Source organism: Salmonella enterica subsp. enterica serovar Typhimurium str. LT2 (genome assembly GCF_000006945.2).
GTDB classification, from domain to species: domain Bacteria; phylum Pseudomonadota; class Gammaproteobacteria; order Enterobacterales; family Enterobacteriaceae; genus Salmonella; species Salmonella enterica.
Window position 1 is genome coordinate 890,356 of the sequence record NC_003197.2, and the last position, 13,509, is coordinate 903,864.

Annotated in this window: 13 protein-coding genes and 22 other annotated features; of the genes, 4 read left to right on the plus strand and 9 right to left on the minus strand. The window is 51.1% G+C overall.

The window, feature by feature from the left end; translation table 11 throughout:
- Nucleotides 1–109: 109 nt before the first annotated feature.
- Both ybiJ and ybiI read right to left on the minus strand, forming a co-directional pair.
- Nucleotides 110–382 (minus strand): putative periplasmic protein gene (gene ybiJ / locus STM0823; protein NP_459801.1). Within the gene, nucleotides 110–370 belong to an annotated coding region; the region does not span the whole gene.
- Nucleotides 377–382, minus strand: a ribosome-binding site (putative RBS for ybiJ; RegulonDB:STMS1H001122). It overlaps the preceding gene by 6 nt.
- 272 nt (nucleotides 383–654) lie before the next feature.
- Nucleotides 655–933, minus strand: a protein-coding gene (gene ybiI, locus STM0825; protein NP_459802.1) for a putative DnaK suppressor protein. Within the gene, nucleotides 655–921 belong to an annotated coding region; the region does not span the whole gene.
- Nucleotides 928–933: a ribosome-binding site (putative RBS for ybiI; RegulonDB:STMS1H001124), on the minus strand. It overlaps the preceding gene by 6 nt.
- A gap of 180 nt (nucleotides 934–1,113) precedes the next feature.
- Nucleotides 1,114–1,119, plus strand: a ribosome-binding site (putative RBS for ybiN; RegulonDB:STMS1H001125).
- Between ybiI and ybiN the strand changes: the two genes are divergently transcribed.
- The gene (gene ybiN / locus STM0826; protein ID NP_459803.1) for a putative SAM-dependent methyltransferase occupies nucleotides 1,114–2,052 on the plus strand. Within the gene, nucleotides 1,126–2,052 belong to an annotated coding region; the region does not span the whole gene. Its footprint overlaps the feature before it by 6 nt.
- Here ybiN and ybiO read toward each other — a convergent pair.
- From ybiO to ybiF, 6 genes are all read right to left on the minus strand, one after another.
- Nucleotides 2,049–4,279, minus strand: a protein-coding gene (gene ybiO, locus STM0827) for a putative transport protein (RefSeq protein NP_459804.1). Within the gene, nucleotides 2,049–4,271 belong to an annotated coding region; the region does not span the whole gene. The two genes, ybiN and ybiO, sit on opposite strands and share 4 nt — an antisense overlap.
- Nucleotides 4,274–4,279: a ribosome-binding site (putative RBS for ybiO; RegulonDB:STMS1H001126), on the minus strand. It overlaps the preceding gene by 6 nt.
- 110 nt (nucleotides 4,280–4,389) lie before the next feature.
- Nucleotides 4,390–5,127, minus strand: a protein-coding gene (glnQ, locus tag STM0828; protein ID NP_459805.1) for a glutamine high-affinity transporter. Within the gene, nucleotides 4,390–5,112 belong to an annotated coding region; the region does not span the whole gene.
- Nucleotides 5,109–5,780, minus strand: a protein-coding gene (glnP, locus tag STM0829; protein NP_459806.1) for a glutamine high-affinity transporter. Within the gene, nucleotides 5,109–5,768 belong to an annotated coding region; the region does not span the whole gene. The genes glnQ and glnP overlap by 19 nt, the downstream gene beginning before the upstream one ends.
- Nucleotides 5,122–5,127 (minus strand) — a ribosome-binding site (putative RBS for glnQ; RegulonDB:STMS1H001127). It overlaps the preceding gene by 6 nt.
- Nucleotides 5,775–5,780: a ribosome-binding site (putative RBS for glnP; RegulonDB:STMS1H001128), on the minus strand. (Lies within the gene glnP.)
- 131 nt (nucleotides 5,781–5,911) lie before the next feature.
- Nucleotides 5,912–6,669 (minus strand): glutamine high-affinity transporter gene (gene glnH / locus STM0830; RefSeq protein NP_459807.1). Within the gene, nucleotides 5,912–6,658 belong to an annotated coding region; the region does not span the whole gene.
- Nucleotides 6,664–6,669, minus strand: a ribosome-binding site (putative RBS for glnH; RegulonDB:STMS1H001129). It overlaps the preceding gene by 6 nt.
- Nucleotides 6,670–6,767: 98 nt before the next feature.
- Nucleotides 6,768–6,776: a protein binding site (putative binding site for NR(I), RegulonDB: STMS1H000294), on the minus strand.
- Nucleotides 6,777–6,790: a protein binding site (putative binding site for IHF, RegulonDB: STMS1H000224), on the minus strand.
- Nucleotides 6,785–6,800, minus strand: a protein binding site (putative binding site for NR(I), RegulonDB: STMS1H000295). Its footprint overlaps the feature before it by 6 nt.
- Nucleotides 6,801–6,813: 13 nt before the next feature.
- Nucleotides 6,814–6,830: a protein binding site (putative binding site for NR(I), RegulonDB: STMS1H000297), on the minus strand.
- Nucleotides 6,826–6,840 (minus strand) — a protein binding site (putative binding site for IHF, RegulonDB: STMS1H000221). Its footprint overlaps the feature before it by 5 nt.
- A gap of 47 nt (nucleotides 6,841–6,887) precedes the next feature.
- Nucleotides 6,888–6,904, minus strand: a protein binding site (putative binding site for NR(I), RegulonDB: STMS1H000291).
- 230 nt (nucleotides 6,905–7,134) lie between these two features.
- Nucleotides 7,135–7,772, minus strand: a protein-coding gene (dps, locus tag STM0831; RefSeq protein ID NP_459808.1) for a stress response DNA-binding protein; starvation induced resistance to H2O2. Within the gene, nucleotides 7,135–7,638 belong to an annotated coding region; the region does not span the whole gene.
- Nucleotides 7,647–7,652 (minus strand) — a ribosome-binding site (putative RBS for dps; RegulonDB:STMS1H001130). (Overlaps the previous gene by 6 nt.)
- Nucleotides 7,745–7,753 (minus strand) — a -10 signal (putative -10_signal for dps; RegulonDB:STMLTH004707).
- Nucleotides 7,764–7,772: a -35 signal (putative -35_signal for dps; RegulonDB:STMLTH004707), on the minus strand.
- Nucleotides 7,766–7,780, minus strand: a protein binding site (putative binding site for IHF, RegulonDB: STMS1H000230). It overlaps the preceding feature by 7 nt.
- A 160-nt stretch (nucleotides 7,781–7,940) precedes the next feature.
- Nucleotides 7,941–8,839, minus strand: a protein-coding gene (gene ybiF, locus STM0832; RefSeq protein ID NP_459809.1) for a putative permease. Within the gene, nucleotides 7,941–8,828 belong to an annotated coding region; the region does not span the whole gene.
- Nucleotides 8,834–8,839: a ribosome-binding site (putative RBS for ybiF; RegulonDB:STMS1H001131), on the minus strand. It overlaps the preceding gene by 6 nt.
- A 333-nt stretch (nucleotides 8,840–9,172) precedes the next feature.
- Nucleotides 9,173–9,178, plus strand: a ribosome-binding site (putative RBS for ompX; RegulonDB:STMS1H001132).
- On the opposite strand from ybiF, the gene ompX reads away from it, so the two are divergent.
- The gene (gene ompX, locus STM0833) for an outer membrane protease, receptor for phage OX2 (protein ID NP_459810.1) occupies nucleotides 9,173–9,697 on the plus strand. Within the gene, nucleotides 9,182–9,697 belong to an annotated coding region; the region does not span the whole gene. (Overlaps the previous feature by 6 nt.)
- Before the next feature lie 62 nt (nucleotides 9,698–9,759).
- Here the strand turns inward: ompX and ybiP are convergent.
- Nucleotides 9,760–11,347 (minus strand): putative integral membrane protein gene (gene ybiP, locus STM0834; RefSeq protein ID NP_459811.1). Within the gene, nucleotides 9,760–11,340 belong to an annotated coding region; the region does not span the whole gene.
- Nucleotides 11,342–11,347, minus strand: a ribosome-binding site (putative RBS for ybiP; RegulonDB:STMS1H001133). It overlaps the preceding gene by 6 nt.
- Before the next feature lie 560 nt (nucleotides 11,348–11,907).
- Nucleotides 11,908–11,913 (plus strand) — a ribosome-binding site (putative RBS for STM0835; RegulonDB:STMS1H001134).
- Here ybiP and STM0835 point away from each other — a divergent pair.
- The gene (locus STM0835; protein NP_459812.1) for a putative Mn-dependent transcriptional regulator occupies nucleotides 11,908–12,392 on the plus strand. Within the gene, nucleotides 11,919–12,392 belong to an annotated coding region; the region does not span the whole gene. (Overlaps the previous feature by 6 nt.)
- Nucleotides 12,373–12,378, plus strand: a ribosome-binding site (putative RBS for ybiR; RegulonDB:STMS1H001135). Its footprint overlaps the gene before it by 6 nt.
- Nucleotides 12,373–13,501 (plus strand): putative di- and tricarboxylate transporters gene (gene ybiR / locus STM0836; RefSeq protein ID NP_459813.1). Within the gene, nucleotides 12,389–13,501 belong to an annotated coding region; the region does not span the whole gene. Before STM0835 ends, ybiR begins: the two co-directional genes overlap by 20 nt.
- The last annotated feature ends 8 nt before the right edge of the window (nucleotides 13,502–13,509 follow it).

A 13,509-nucleotide genomic window follows, 5' to 3' on the forward strand; every position in this document is an offset into this window, starting at 1 on the left:
GGTTAATGAGGGTTGGAGCAGTGGGTCTGTTGGCAAACAGACGAGGGTAATACCCGTCAGAATTCAAACAACAGCGATGTTACAGCCTGAAATCTGGCGGGCAGGTAAATTATTTATAAATCACCGCAGTGCCGCTCATTTTGTCATTACCTACGGCGGAGGTGATGTTATAAGCGCTTGCGCCAGCAGCGGCGGCTTTTTCAGCCAGTTTAGCTTCCAGGCCATCCAGCGTGGTGGCGCCATCGGCAGACACTACGCCGATTTTATGCAGGTTTTGCGTCTGAGACGCGCTAACCGGTTCTGCGGCAAAAGCGCCAAAAGAAAGGGTGGAAAGCGCGATGGCTGCAACAGCATATTTAATGGTTTTCATGATTAATCTCTCGCAGGTTATTCTGTTTATGGGACGATGTTCCGTCGATGTGATGAGTATCACGGTTTTTTGCGAAAGATAAAATCGAATAGAATTGACTGCCTTGCTCAAAATTTTTGAATGACAAATAACCTATTGATTATTAATTAATTCAACGGTTGAATTTACCTTTCTTGTCATCTGGCTTTACAGAGTCGAGGTTAACGGCACATTCTGCGACGCAGAACGCTAAAAAGCATGAGCGTAAAGGAATGGATAATACTGGCGGTTTCGGTAAAGAAAAGTCAGCGTAACTGGCTGTCTTTTGAACCTCTACGATTATATCCTGAAAATGTTGCGTTATGTAAATCTTTCTCCTGTTGGCAGGCTATGCATAACCGAACGCCCGGCACGGCTTTACGCCGCGCTTCAGGGATAGGATCGCCGCAAGATTCGCATTCATCGCGACTTTCGCCGTGGGGAAGTTCGCCGCGAGCGCGGGCAACGGCATCTTCAATGGTATTGTTGATTTGTTCATTCACTGCGTCGTCATTTGCCCAGCCGGATGCCATCACGCTCTCCTGATTTTAGGGTACCTGAGGTTAAGTGTAGCGCCGTCAGGCGAAAAAATCGCATCGCGCGGCCTTTTCAGACCATGAGCAGAGCCAATGTCATTCAGAGAGCCGATCAAACGAGCGAGGCAGGGAATTCGCGGTGGTATATTTACCCCGTGGCGTTATACGGGTATCTTACGCCGCTGCTAAAAGGAGAATGCCATGTCCGCCCAGAAACCGGGGTTACACCCGCGCAACCGCCATCAACACCGTTATGATCTCGCCGCACTGTGTCAGACCACGCCGGAATTGACGTCCTTTCTTATCCGCACGCCCGCCGGTGAACAGAGCGTTGATTTTGCTAATCCGCAAGCGGTAAAAGCGCTCAATAAGGCATTGCTGGCGCATTTTTATGCCGTCACACACTGGGACATTCCGCCAGGGTTTTTATGTCCGCCGGTGCCTGGTCGTGCGGATTATATCCATCATCTGGCGGATCTGCTTGGCGAAACGACAGGGAGTATTCCGGCGCAGGCAACTATTCTGGACGTGGGCGTGGGCGCCAATTGTATTTATCCGCTTATCGGCGTCCATGAATATGGCTGGCGATTTACCGGTAGTGAAGTCAGCGACGCAGCGATGTCCAGCGCGCAGGCTATCATTCAGGCTAATACGGGGTTAAGCCGCGCCATTCGTCTGCGTCGGCAAAAAGATCCGGCGGCCATTTTTACCGGTATCATTCATAAAAATGAATTTTATGACGCAACGCTTTGTAACCCGCCTTTTCACGACTCCGCCGCCGCAGCCCGCGCGGGCAGCGAGCGTAAGCGCCGCAATTTGGGGCAGAATAAAGATGATGCGCTGAACTTTGGCGGTCAACAGCAGGAGCTATGGTGCGAAGGCGGCGAAGTCGCCTTTATTAAAAAAATGATTGCTGAAAGCCAATCCTTCCGCCGTCAGGTGTTGTGGTTTACGACGTTGGTGTCGCGCGGCGAGAATTTACCGCCGCTTTACCGGGCGTTGACGGAGGCTGGCGCGGTGAAAGTGGTGAAAAAAGAGATGGCCCAGGGGCAAAAGCAAAGCCGCTTTATTGCCTGGACCTTTATGGATGACGACCAGCGTCGCCGTTTTATCACCCGTAAACGCTAAATCGTCGGTTCGCGCGGCGGCAGCGAATCAGGCGACGGGCCGCCGACGGGGGCGGGCAGAACCTGATACGTTTGCACCGGCGCGCGCACATTAGCCAGATCAAAATGCTTTTTCACCTGGCTATCAAGGGCAAAACGCACCGTCCACTGCTTGAGCGGTAGCGTGGTGAACGACACGCGTAAAGTAAACGCCGTGTTCGTTAAACTGACAATACCGGCGAACGTGGGTTCGCCGATAATCAGCCCGCGAATATCCTCCGTCTCCATCAGCGCCGTTACCGCGTCTTTCAGCGCCTGATTCGCTTTATCCGCATCCTCATGGCGATCCACGTCATAGTTGGCGACAACAGAGCCGATACCGCGCACAAAGTTGGCGAAAGTGGTGATCGAGGACCACGGGATAATATGGTATGCCCCGGTATCCTGCCGCACGCCGACGGAACGAATCGACATTCTTTCGACCGTCCCCGTCAGCGGGCCTATGGTGACTAAGTCGCCGGTATTCATCCCGTTTTCAAACTGAATAAAGACGCCGGTGATAATATCTTTCACCAGGGTTTGCGAACCGAAAGAGATAGCCAGACCTAACGCGCCCGCGCCAGCCAGCAATGGCGCGATATTGACGCCGATTTCCGATAACACGATCATGATGGTTATGGTACTGATAATCACTGCCAGCGCATTGCGGAACAGCGTCAGCAGCGTGCGCGTGCGGGCGCTGGGTAGCGGGCGGCCATGAATATCGGAGGCCAGACGATTCTCAATCAGACTGGCGAGGATCGTCCATCCCACGGCGGAGAAGAATAAGATTAACGCGATACGGATAAGGATATCGACCATCTTTTCCCCCGCGCCATAATGTAGCCAGTGCCAGAAATCGAATAGCCCCCAGGCGTTGAGCAACAGCATAACGGCGACGCAGACGGTCAAAAAGCGTGCGACTTTTAGCGCCGAGGAGAGCCAGCCGTTAAGCCGCTTTTGTAATTCCGGGTAATTGCGCTGCGTATGGGGCGACAGGGTGATGGTTTTCGCTATCCAGCGGGTAAACATACCGGAGATAAACGCCGCGATGCCAATAATCGCCAGACTGCGCACGGTCGCGCCCATCATAAACTTCAGGCTATTGCCTGGGTCGAATAACGAGAAGAAAAACAGCACGATAAAGTAAGCGCTGGCCAGCCAGTGCCACACCAGCGCAAAGGCGCGGATAAACAGGCTAAAAAAGGCTAATGATCGTTCCGCCAGACTTAATAAATGTTGCGTAATCTCCGCTTTGTTTTTAAAGATCAGGTACAGCGCCCAGATGGTGATGCAGAGCATGATCGCCACATTAGCCATCGCGCCAACCTGAACATTCACCTGGTTGGAAATAATCGGAACGGCAACAATTAGCCCGTAGCCAATCAAACTGCTAAGGGAACTCATACGGCGATTCCAGTAACGCGCTGTCGCATCCTGAATCGCGAATGGGCGTAATTCCGGTACATTAGGGCAAAAAATAAGCCGCAGAATCGCTTTAAAGAACTCTATTAGCGCGAAGGCATTCAGGAACAGGCTTTGCTGAAAAGCGATAGTTCGACTTCCCGCATGGAAATTATCACTGAGCATCTGACCGATAAATAAGGTGAGCGCCAGTAGCAGGAGGTCGATAATAAACGCGCCGACGATCATCGCCGGGAGCTGTAACCAGTTGCTGCGTTCACGGTTTTTCTTGCGTGCCCACAGGCCCATTTTTCGATATAACGGCAGGGCGCAAAGCCGTATCACGCTATAAAAACCAAATACCGCGACGGCCAGAAATAAAAAGTGGGTTAACGCGTTGGTGAAGGTTTGCGAGTTAAACGGCTTGTGCGGCGCATCGGTGATGTTGCGATAAAGCTGGGCGAAACGGGTAGCGAAAGCATCGCCGTACTGACGGGTAACGGTGGTGACGTTCTCCAGTACCGTTTTCTCATCTTTGGCCGCAGGCGGCGCAAGCGCTGGCGCTGGCTCGGTCGGCGGCGTGGTTGAGGCTTCGCGGAGTTGCGCTATCAATTCGTTACGTGAAGCCTCGTTCTCCAGTACGTCAGCCAGGGCCGCATAGGCCGCTTTTTTTTGTTCAGGACTGGGCTCTGGCGCTGCTTGCTGGCTGGTTGATGTCCCCGTGGTCACGCCGGGTATGGCGACCGCATGGGCAGGTGCGCCCAGTAGACAAAAAAGGATGAACAGGGTCCACCGCATGACTCCTCCAGTGAGAAAAGAGACGCAAAACACTAAGTATAGATGGCGCAGGGGAGGGAAAATGAAATGGGACTATTCCATGATGCCCTTCCTGCCGCAGGGCTGGAAGGGCGATATCTCAGGAGACGTGCTGTAAAAATTCCTGTAAACGTGGGCTTGGCGGGTTTTCGATCAACGCCTGCGGACTGCCATCTTCGGCAATACGGCCTTTATCGATAAAAATCAGCCGTGAGGCGACTTTTTCGGCAAAGCCGATTTCGTGAGTGACAATGACCATGGTCATGCCTTCTTCCGCCAGATCCTGCATGACTTTCAGCACTTCATGGCGCAGTTCAGGGTCCAGAGCGGAGGTTGGCTCGTCAAAGAGCATCATTTTCGGCTTCACGGCCAGCGCTCGGGCAATGGCGACGCGCTGTTGTTGACCGCCGGAAAGCTCGGAGGGGTAGTGGTGCGCCCGTTCCGCCAGTCCAACTTTCGCTAACAGAGCTTTCGCCTGTTTTTCCGCTTCTTCTTTCTTTACGCCGCGCACGCGCAGAGGACCGAACATCACGTTTTCGAGCGCGGTCAGATGCGGGAACAGATAAAACTGTTGAAACACCATGCCGGCTTCCTGGCGAATCAGCCGTTCGTCTACTTTAGGATCGTTGACTTTCAGACCATCGACAATCAGATCGCCGGAGGTGATCTCTTCCAGTTTATTGATACAGCGTAATAACGTGGATTTACCCGAACCGGAAGGGCCGATAATCACAACCACTTCGCCCTGACGGATGTTTAAATCAATGTTATGTAGCACCTGGGTGGGGCCAAAGTGCTTGGAGACGTTTTTAAATTCAATCACAGGATTTTCATCCTTCTTTCAAGACGACGCAAAATAAAGCTCAGCACCAGCGTAATGATCAAATAGAAGACGGCCACGGCGCTCCAGATTTCCAGGGCGCGAAAGTTACCGGCAATAATTTCCTGGCCCTGACGGGTCAGCTCGGCTACGCCGATAACAATAAACAACGAGGTGTCTTTGATGCTAATGATCCACTGATTGCCCAGCGGCGGCAGCATACGGCGCAGAGCAAGCGGTAAAATAACATGGCGGATGGTTTCCCGGCGAGAAAGGCCCAGCGCCAGACCCGCTTCGCGAAAACCTTTGTGAATGGATAGTACTGCGCCGCGAGTAATTTCCGCGATATAAGCGCCGGAGTTAATCATAATTGTCACGACCGCTGCGCTGAACGGATCAATACGCAAATCATTAAATGCCATCGGCAGGGCAAAGTAGATAAACATGACCTGGACAACGATGGGCGTGCCGCGAATAATTTCAATGAAAACCAGGGCGATGTGGTTGGCGAACCAGCCGCCAAACGTACGGGCAAAACCTGCCGCCAGTCCAATAACCAGGCCGCCAGCCAGACCGAGGACCGAGATCCACAGGGTCATTTTAGCGCCCTCAAGCAAAAGCGGAATGGCGGGCCAGATGGCGCTCCAGTCAAACTGCATATGTCGTTCCTGTTACCGTGGTGTAAATAGTCAAATGCTCTATCCGGCGCGGAAATGGCGGAAAGTGTCTTATCCGTCACGGAAAGAGCTGTAGGCCCGGTGAGCGTCCTCACTACCGGGCCACAAGCCAACATCAGGTCGTTTTATTTAGGTTCTGTACCGAACCATTTTTTGTAGATTTCGTTATAGGTGCCATTCTCACGCAGCGTTTTCAGCGCGCCGTTGACTTTCTCGCGCAGTTCATCGCTGCCTTTCGGGAAGGCAACTCCGTATTGCTGTGCTTCCAGCGATTCGCCTACCGCCTTGAACTGGCCGTTGCCTGCGGTTTTGATAAAGTACAGGATGTTCGGCGTATCGTGCAGAACGGCGTCTGCGCGGTTGGTGCCTAATTCCATGTACGCGTTATCAATGTTCGGGAACTGACGCAGGTCTTTGGTTTTGATATTCGCTTTCGCGTAATCCACCGACCCGGTTCCGCTCTTCACGGCAACGACTTTGCCATCGAGGTCTTTAACGCTTTTAATATCGTTATTGTTGGCTTTCACCATCACGAGCAGACCGCTTTTGTAATAGCCATCGGAAAAGTCGATCGCTTTTTTACGCTCGTCCGTAATCGTAATACCCGCCAGCGCCAGATCGATATTTTTGGTTTGTAATGCCGGAATAATGCCGCTGAAATCCATCGGTTTCAGGGTGTAGTCCAGCTTCAGTTCTTTCGCGATAGCGTCCCACAGATCAACATCAAAACCGACGTATTTGTCGCCCTGTTTAAATTCAAACGGAACGAACGCCGTATCGGTTGCCACAACGAGTTTCTTATCCGCAGCGTGCGAAGACACCGCAAAAGCCAGGGTAAGTGCAGCCAGTGAAACTTTTAATAGAGACTTCATAGCATTTCCTTTTCTATCCACGGGGCGATCCCCTGCGAGAACATGTAGCGTAATGAAAAAATCATGCCAATTATGTAACTCATTGTTTTAACAGAAGCGTGAAACATTCCTGTGCACAATAAGTCGGGCAAAACCAGTATGCCGCACCGTTTTGGGGCACTGATTTAGTGCATGAATAACAAAGTAGAGATACAGGGTCTATTTAGCGTAAAAATCGTTGTTAAAACAATCTTTAATTAACGATTGTGTGATGTAATTATTACAAATAATTCACTTTTGTCGGAGGGGAGTACAAGACGTGTGCACTATTTAAGTGCAAAACCCCTGTGCCAGGCAGGGGTATAGGGATGACTTATATACCTGTGTACATCAAGTTGCAGGTGCGTTCGCTTCAGTGACCGACGGAAGTCAGGCTTCTGCGGATTCGCTGCGTTTGTACCTTCCTGCAACTCGAAGTATTCAGGGTAGAGATAGATTTATTCGATGTTGGATTCGATAAACCACAGGAATTTATCGAGGTCGCGTGATGCGGCGGTAAAGATATCGGCAGTGTCTTCATCTTTGGCTTCACCAATAGCTTTGCGAACATCATTAGCGACAACAGCGTAGCGATCGGCCAGTTCTTTTAAGTGATCCTGCACGTTATGGATGTCGAGCGGATAGCTTTTCAGTGGAGTTTTGCTGTTGATAACTTGCGTGGTGCCTAACGCCACACCGCCAAGCTGTACGGCGCGCTCGGCCATAGTATCCAGATGATCGGTCAGTGCGGTACGGAAGCCATCCAGCATCTCATGAACGGCAATAAAGTTAGCACCGCGCATGTTCCAGTGGGCCTGTTTCGTGATCAGCGACAGGTCAATGAACTGGATCACCTGACGATTAAGCAACTCAACCGTCGCTTTTTTATCGCTCTCTGATACATCGTTACGGGTATAAAGCAGATTAGACGCTTTTGTTTTTACCAGTTTAGCGGTACTCATAATCTCATATCCTCTTGATGTTTGTGTCCCAGGTAATTAACGAAAATAAGTATAGCACCGGTTTTTAACTTTGCTTTTTTGAATTTACCTATCACTTTAATAGTACAGACAAGATTTAATATTTATTTTGATTAAAAATCAATTGGTTAGACGAGTTTGCTGTTTGGTGGGTAATAATTCTCATTTTAATGTAAAAAATGAGAAAAAATATGACAAAAAATGACGAAGTAATAGCGCAATAATAAAAGGTGAATAACGAGGTGATATTCTGCATGATTATGCACATCATGCAGAATAAGAAACTATTTTACGTCAACTTGTTTAATTTGCGGTTCGCGTCGAATCGTTAGGGTAGAACCCATTGAGGCGGCAATGATGGCGCACAGGGCCAGGATTTGTATGCCCGTAAGCGTTTCGCCCAGAAAAATCATCCCGGAAACGGCGGCCAGCGCGGGTTCCATGCTCATCAGCGTACCGAAGGTGCGGGTTGGCAGGCGCGTCAGCGCAATCATTTCCAGTGAATAAGGCAGCGCCGTAGAAAGCACAGCGACCGCTAACCCTAAGGGAAGAATCGACCAGTGCCATAGCGCGTCGCCAGCCTGAACTGCGCCAATCGGCACGAAAATGATGGCGGCAATCAGCGAGCCTACCGCCACCGTGGCCGGACCATGTTCCGCGCCTGCTCGCTGGCCGGTAAGAATATAGACAGCCCAACAGGCGCCAGCGCCGAGCGCCAACGCGGCCCCGGTAAGATCGACGTGAGACATATCTTGTCCTAATGGCAGCAGGAACCAGAGCCCAAGCACAGCCAGTACGACCCAAATAAAATCTACCGGCCGCCGGGATGAAAACAGCGCGACCGCCAGAGGACCGGTAAATTCCAGCGCGACCGCAATACCCAACGGCACCGTCTGAATCGACAGATAGAATAGATAGTTCATCCCGCCCAGCGACAGACCATAAAACAATAAAGGCAGCCGCTGCTCTTTGGCAAAACGCAAACGCCAGGGTTTGAAAAAGGCGATAAGGATAAGCGTTCCCAACGCCAGACGAAGCGCCGTTACGCCCGGCGCGCCGACAAGAGGAAATAACGATTTCGCCAGTGAAGCGCCACTCTGAATAGAGGACATGGCAATGAGCAAAACCAAAATGGGCAACCAGACTGGTAGTTTACGTGTTGACCCCGGCATCCTTTCTCCTGTCAAAAAATGTCAGTACGAGTAAAGGTGGCAGTGTAATGGAAATTCCCCGCGGCGGTTGAGGGTTCGTTGAAAAAAAATTTCCAGGATTCCATAAAATGAACTTAAATTGATGGATAAATAGACTGTTAGTTTAGGAATAATCTGGATGAATGTATCGCGCCGCACGCGCATTATTGGTGCAATAAGCCGGAAAAGTGATGTTAATTGAATAAGATAGCGCGATATGGAAACGTTCTGTTACATGAAAGGCGCCCTTAGACACCGTGAATCGCAAAGAGTTTCCCATTAATTTTTGATATATTTAAAACTTAGGACTTACTTGAAGCACATTTGAGGTGGTTATGAAAAAAATTGCATGTCTTTCAGCACTGGCCGCTGTTCTGGCTTTTTCCGCAGGTACTGCAGTAGCTGCTACTTCTACCGTTACCGGTGGTTACGCTCAGAGCGACGCGCAGGGCGTAGCGAATAAAATGAGCGGTTTCAACCTGAAGTATCGTTACGAGCAGGACGACAACCCGCTGGGCGTAATCGGTTCCTTCACCTACACCGAAAAAGATCGTACTAACGGTGCGGGCGATTACAACAAAGGTCAGTACTACGGCATCACTGCCGGCCCGGCTTACCGTCTGAACGATTGGGCAAGCATCTACGGTGTAGTCGGTGTGGGTTACGGTAAATTCCAGACGACCGATTACCCAACCTACAAACATGACACCAGCGATTATGGCTTCTCCTATGGCGCTGGTCTGCAATTCAACCCGATGGAAAATGTTGCTCTGGACTTCTCTTACGAGCAGAGCCGTATTCGTAGCGTTGACGTTGGCACCTGGATTGCTGGCGTAGGTTACCGCTTCTAATCACGTCGGTGAAAATGAAAAATCCGCCTTTCGGGGCGGATTTTTTTTGCCTGAAACGTGCATTATTTTAGTGAAAAAATATCGCTGCCCAGATGGTTATAGTCCACTTTCTGTAATTTGAAATTGGTGATATAAACGGGCCCGGCTTTCTGTTCCGAAATAAATCGATAGCGATTTTTGATCTCTTTAGCGCTAATTCCTGTCCATTGCGAGAAAAAACTCAGGAAATCGTTCGCGGAACGGCGAGCTTTAATGATCCGATGCGCTTTACTGTCGCTGGATAGCACCATAAACGGCACCTGGAAGTTTTGCTGGAATTTGTCGTCATGCGCCAGGTACTGTACCGCTTTGCCGCGCTCTTTAAACGCCAGCCCGTGATCGGAGAAATAGACGAGCGAAAAACTGTCGCCGCTATGACGAAGCTGAGTATAGAGCTGACGGAGCAAATCGTCGGTTTGCGTCATGGTGTATAAATAACAAGACGTCTCTTTCGACTGGACAAACGTCGCGTATTTTCCCTGAGTACGGTCGCAGGCCTGGGGATGCGACCCCATTAAATGCAACACAATCAACTGCGGTTGCGTGCGTTCTGTCGCCAATACCTGCGCCGTCATGGTTAACAGCGCTTCGTCGCGAGTATTTTTATCCGCTTCAAAATCGCCGTTTTTCAGGAAATGCGCTTCATCGGCGCGTTTGGCGATACTGGCGATGGCCGTGTCGTATTCGCCGATTTGCCCCTGATTGGAAAACCACCATGTCTGAAAACCGGCGCGGTTAGCCAGCGTGACGAAATTATCCTGATACTGTGGTTTGTTATCCACCACGCGATTGAGCGTTAAACCGAGCGATTTTTGCGTTGAGCCGCTGGCGGCGATGTAATCCATAAAGAAGTCGCCATTCACATGGCTGGCGAAGGGGGTATTATCCCAGTGGCCGCCGAAAGCGCCCATGGCATCCCGTCGCGCGCTTTCACCAATCACCACGACATAGATGTGATATCTGGGTTTCACCGCAGTAACCGTCCAGCTATCTTTTATGCCGGATAGCTGCGCCATACGGTGCTGCTCTTCAATGACTTCGTTGTTATTGACGATAACGTCTTTGGCGAAGCGAAAAACCGGATAGCCGGTATCAATAACCTTAAAAACGCCGCCCCACGCCAGATTTTGTACCGGCGCGACGAAAAATGCCGCGACGCTAATCAGCAGGCACAGGCTGTCGAGGCTATTCCAGCGCGGCCTGGCCTCTTCTTTTCGGCGGCGAAGCGCAATAATACCCAGCGCAAAAATAAAAAGTCCGGTCAGGTAGCTATACCACGGGAAGATGGTCAGGATTTCGCTCGACTCTTCCATATTGGTGGAGTGCAGCGCCAGCAGCGTATTAAAGTTCGGCGCGCCGTAAGCCTGGCCAAAGGGAAAATAGCAAGCGGCTACCAGCGAACAGATGCCGAGCAGCGCTTTTTGTCCGCGGGGCAGGTAGCGCCAGAGCAACAGCAACAGGCAGGTAAACGCCGCGGTATAAAGCAGGCTAAAGGGGTAGCCGAGCGCGAGGTTAATCAGCAGCGACTGTAAAAAGTAGAGGCCCGCCCACGGGCTTACAGCCCGACGACGGGCCAGAAGTGAATCGATAAGGGTTGAATTCATATGCCACTATTGCAAAAACGCCATGTGCTAACCCTGGCGCGAAGGGTCATTACCTGCCTGATTATGCGTAAAAAAGGTATTGGGTTCGCAACGGCGAGTCGCAAAATATTCAGGGCTGCCAGAAGATAGAGCGTGCGGGTAAGAAGGTCAACCGCCGGAAAGAAAATGTTTTGCGAAGAGAATAGCAAAACCACAAAAAAACAGGGGAAATGGGCGCCATTTCCGTTGAGGATGCAAAATAAAGCGGCGTACCGCACCGCCGCGTTATTTCGTGGAAGGGTTATCCTGCTCCGGTTTGCCGTTGATCATATCGCACAACATAGAGAGCAGCATTAACCGGACTTTAAAGGGAGAGTGACTGAACACGCGTATACACCTCTTAAATTCGTTCATATAAACCTCCTGATGTTTCTATCCCATCGATCCGTGAGGGATGTCTGCATTACATACAGATATAGCACAGGCTATGTTTTATAGCTATTGCTAAAACGTTAATTTTTTGTGCCCAGACAACTCTGGTTTACAATGAGCGCTCTGTCAGCTGACGCGTTAACGCGTCACAGAAACGAGGAAGCAAAATGGGTCGTCGCGCAGGTACGCCAACAACAAAAAAAGTGACGCAATTGGTGAACGTAGAAGAACACGTTGAAGGATTTCGTCAGGTCAGAGAGGCGCATCGCCGTGAGTTGATAGACGACTACGTTGAGCTGATTTCCGATTTAATTATTGAGGTAGGGGAAGCGCGTCAGGTGGATATGGCGGCGCGGCTCGGCGTCTCCCAGCCGACTGTGGCCAAAATGCTTAAGCGCCTGGCATCGTTAGGATTTATTCAAATGATCCCCTGGCGCGGCGTTTTTCTGACGCCGGAAGGGGAGAAGCTGGCGCAGGAAAGCCGCGAGCGGCACCAAATTGTCGAAAATTTTTTACTGGTATTAGGCGTAAGTCCGGAGATCGCGCGTCGTGATGCGGAAGGGATGGAACACCATGTCAGCCAGGAGACATTGGATGCCTTTTTGGCCTTCACGCAACAGCATGGAACATCTGCAGAATGAGTCTGGCCTTTTTACGGGCGCTGCGGCGTGACCGTTTTTTTCAGTTGTTGATCATTGTGGGGATGGCGTTAAGCCTGTTTGTTCCTTTTGCGCCCCGCGCCTGGCCTGGCGCGATTGACTGGCACACCATTATTACCCTCAGTGGGTTAATGTTGCTCACTAAAGGCGTTGAGCTGAGCGGCTATTTTGATGTGCTGGGACGCAAGATGACGCGCCGATTTCATACCGAGCGGCAACTGGCGATGTTCCTGGTGCTGGCTGCGGCGGCGCTGTCGACCTTTCTGACAAACGATGTCGCGCTGTTTATCGTTGTGCCGCTGACGATAACGTTAAAAAAACTGTGCGCGATTCCGGTCAACCGATTGATTATTTTTGAAGCGTTGGCGGTGAACGCCGGTTCGCTGCTGACGCCTGTCGGTAATCCGCAAAATATTCTGTTGTGGGGACGCTCCGGCTTAACCTTTGCTGAATTTAGCGGGCAAATGGCGCCGCTTGCCGTCATGATGATGCTGACGTTACTGCTCCTGTGCTGGTTTTGTTTTCCGGGTAGGGCGTTACAGTATCATACCGGTACGCGTTCGCCGCAGTGGCAGCCCCGTCTGGTGTGGAGTTGCCTGGCATTATATGTCGTTTTTCTTACCGCGCTGGAGCTCAGGCAAGAGTTATGGGGACTGGTGTTGGTGGCGGCTGGGTTTATTGTGCTGGCGCGCAGGGTGATAGTCAGCGTGGACTGGACGCTGCTGCTGGTATTTATGGCGATGTTTATTGATGTCCATCTGCTAACGCAATTGCCGGCGTTGCAGGGCGTTTTCAACCAGGTTGGCGCACTGTCTCACCTGGGGCTTTGGCTAACCGCTATCGGCCTGTCGCAGATTATCAGTAATGTGCCCAGTACCATTCTCCTGCTGAACTATGTACCGGCCTCGACGCTGCTGGCGTGGGCGGTGAATATCGGCGGGTTTGGTCTGCTGCCGGGGTCGCTGGCAAATCTTATTGCTTTACGGATGGCGAACGATCGCCGAATCTGGTGGCGATTTCATTTCTATTCGCTGCCGATGCTGGCATGGGCGGCGCTGGTGGGATATGGATTATTGCAACTGATGCCGTAAGAGAAGCC

Excerpts from the sequence above, each read along its gene's own strand:
- ybiJ (NP_459801.1), bottom strand. The coding sequence starts at position 370 with ATGAAAACCATTAAATATGCTGTTGCAGCCATCGCGCTTTCCACCCTT.
- ybiI (NP_459802.1), bottom strand. The coding sequence starts at position 921 with ATGGCATCCGGCTGGGCAAATGACGACGCAGTGAATGAACAAATCAAC.
- ybiN (NP_459803.1), top strand. The coding sequence starts at position 1,126 with ATGTCCGCCCAGAAACCGGGGTTACACCCGCGCAACCGCCATCAACAC.
- ybiO (NP_459804.1), bottom strand. The coding sequence starts at position 4,271 with ATGCGGTGGACCCTGTTCATCCTTTTTTGTCTACTGGGCGCACCTGCC.
- glnP (NP_459806.1), bottom strand. The coding sequence starts at position 5,768 with ATGCAGTTTGACTGGAGCGCCATCTGGCCCGCCATTCCGCTTTTGCTT.
- glnH (NP_459807.1), bottom strand. The coding sequence starts at position 6,658 with ATGAAGTCTCTATTAAAAGTTTCACTGGCTGCACTTACCCTGGCTTTT.
- dps (NP_459808.1), bottom strand. The coding sequence starts at position 7,638 with ATGAGTACCGCTAAACTGGTAAAAACAAAAGCGTCTAATCTGCTTTAT.
- ybiF (NP_459809.1), bottom strand. The coding sequence starts at position 8,828 with ATGCCGGGGTCAACACGTAAACTACCAGTCTGGTTGCCCATTTTGGTT.
- ompX (NP_459810.1), top strand. The coding sequence starts at position 9,182 with ATGAAAAAAATTGCATGTCTTTCAGCACTGGCCGCTGTTCTGGCTTTT.
- ybiP (NP_459811.1), bottom strand. The coding sequence starts at position 11,340 with ATGAATTCAACCCTTATCGATTCACTTCTGGCCCGTCGTCGGGCTGTA.
- STM0835 (NP_459812.1), top strand. The coding sequence starts at position 11,919 with ATGGGTCGTCGCGCAGGTACGCCAACAACAAAAAAAGTGACGCAATTG.
- ybiR (NP_459813.1), top strand. The coding sequence starts at position 12,389 with ATGAGTCTGGCCTTTTTACGGGCGCTGCGGCGTGACCGTTTTTTTCAG.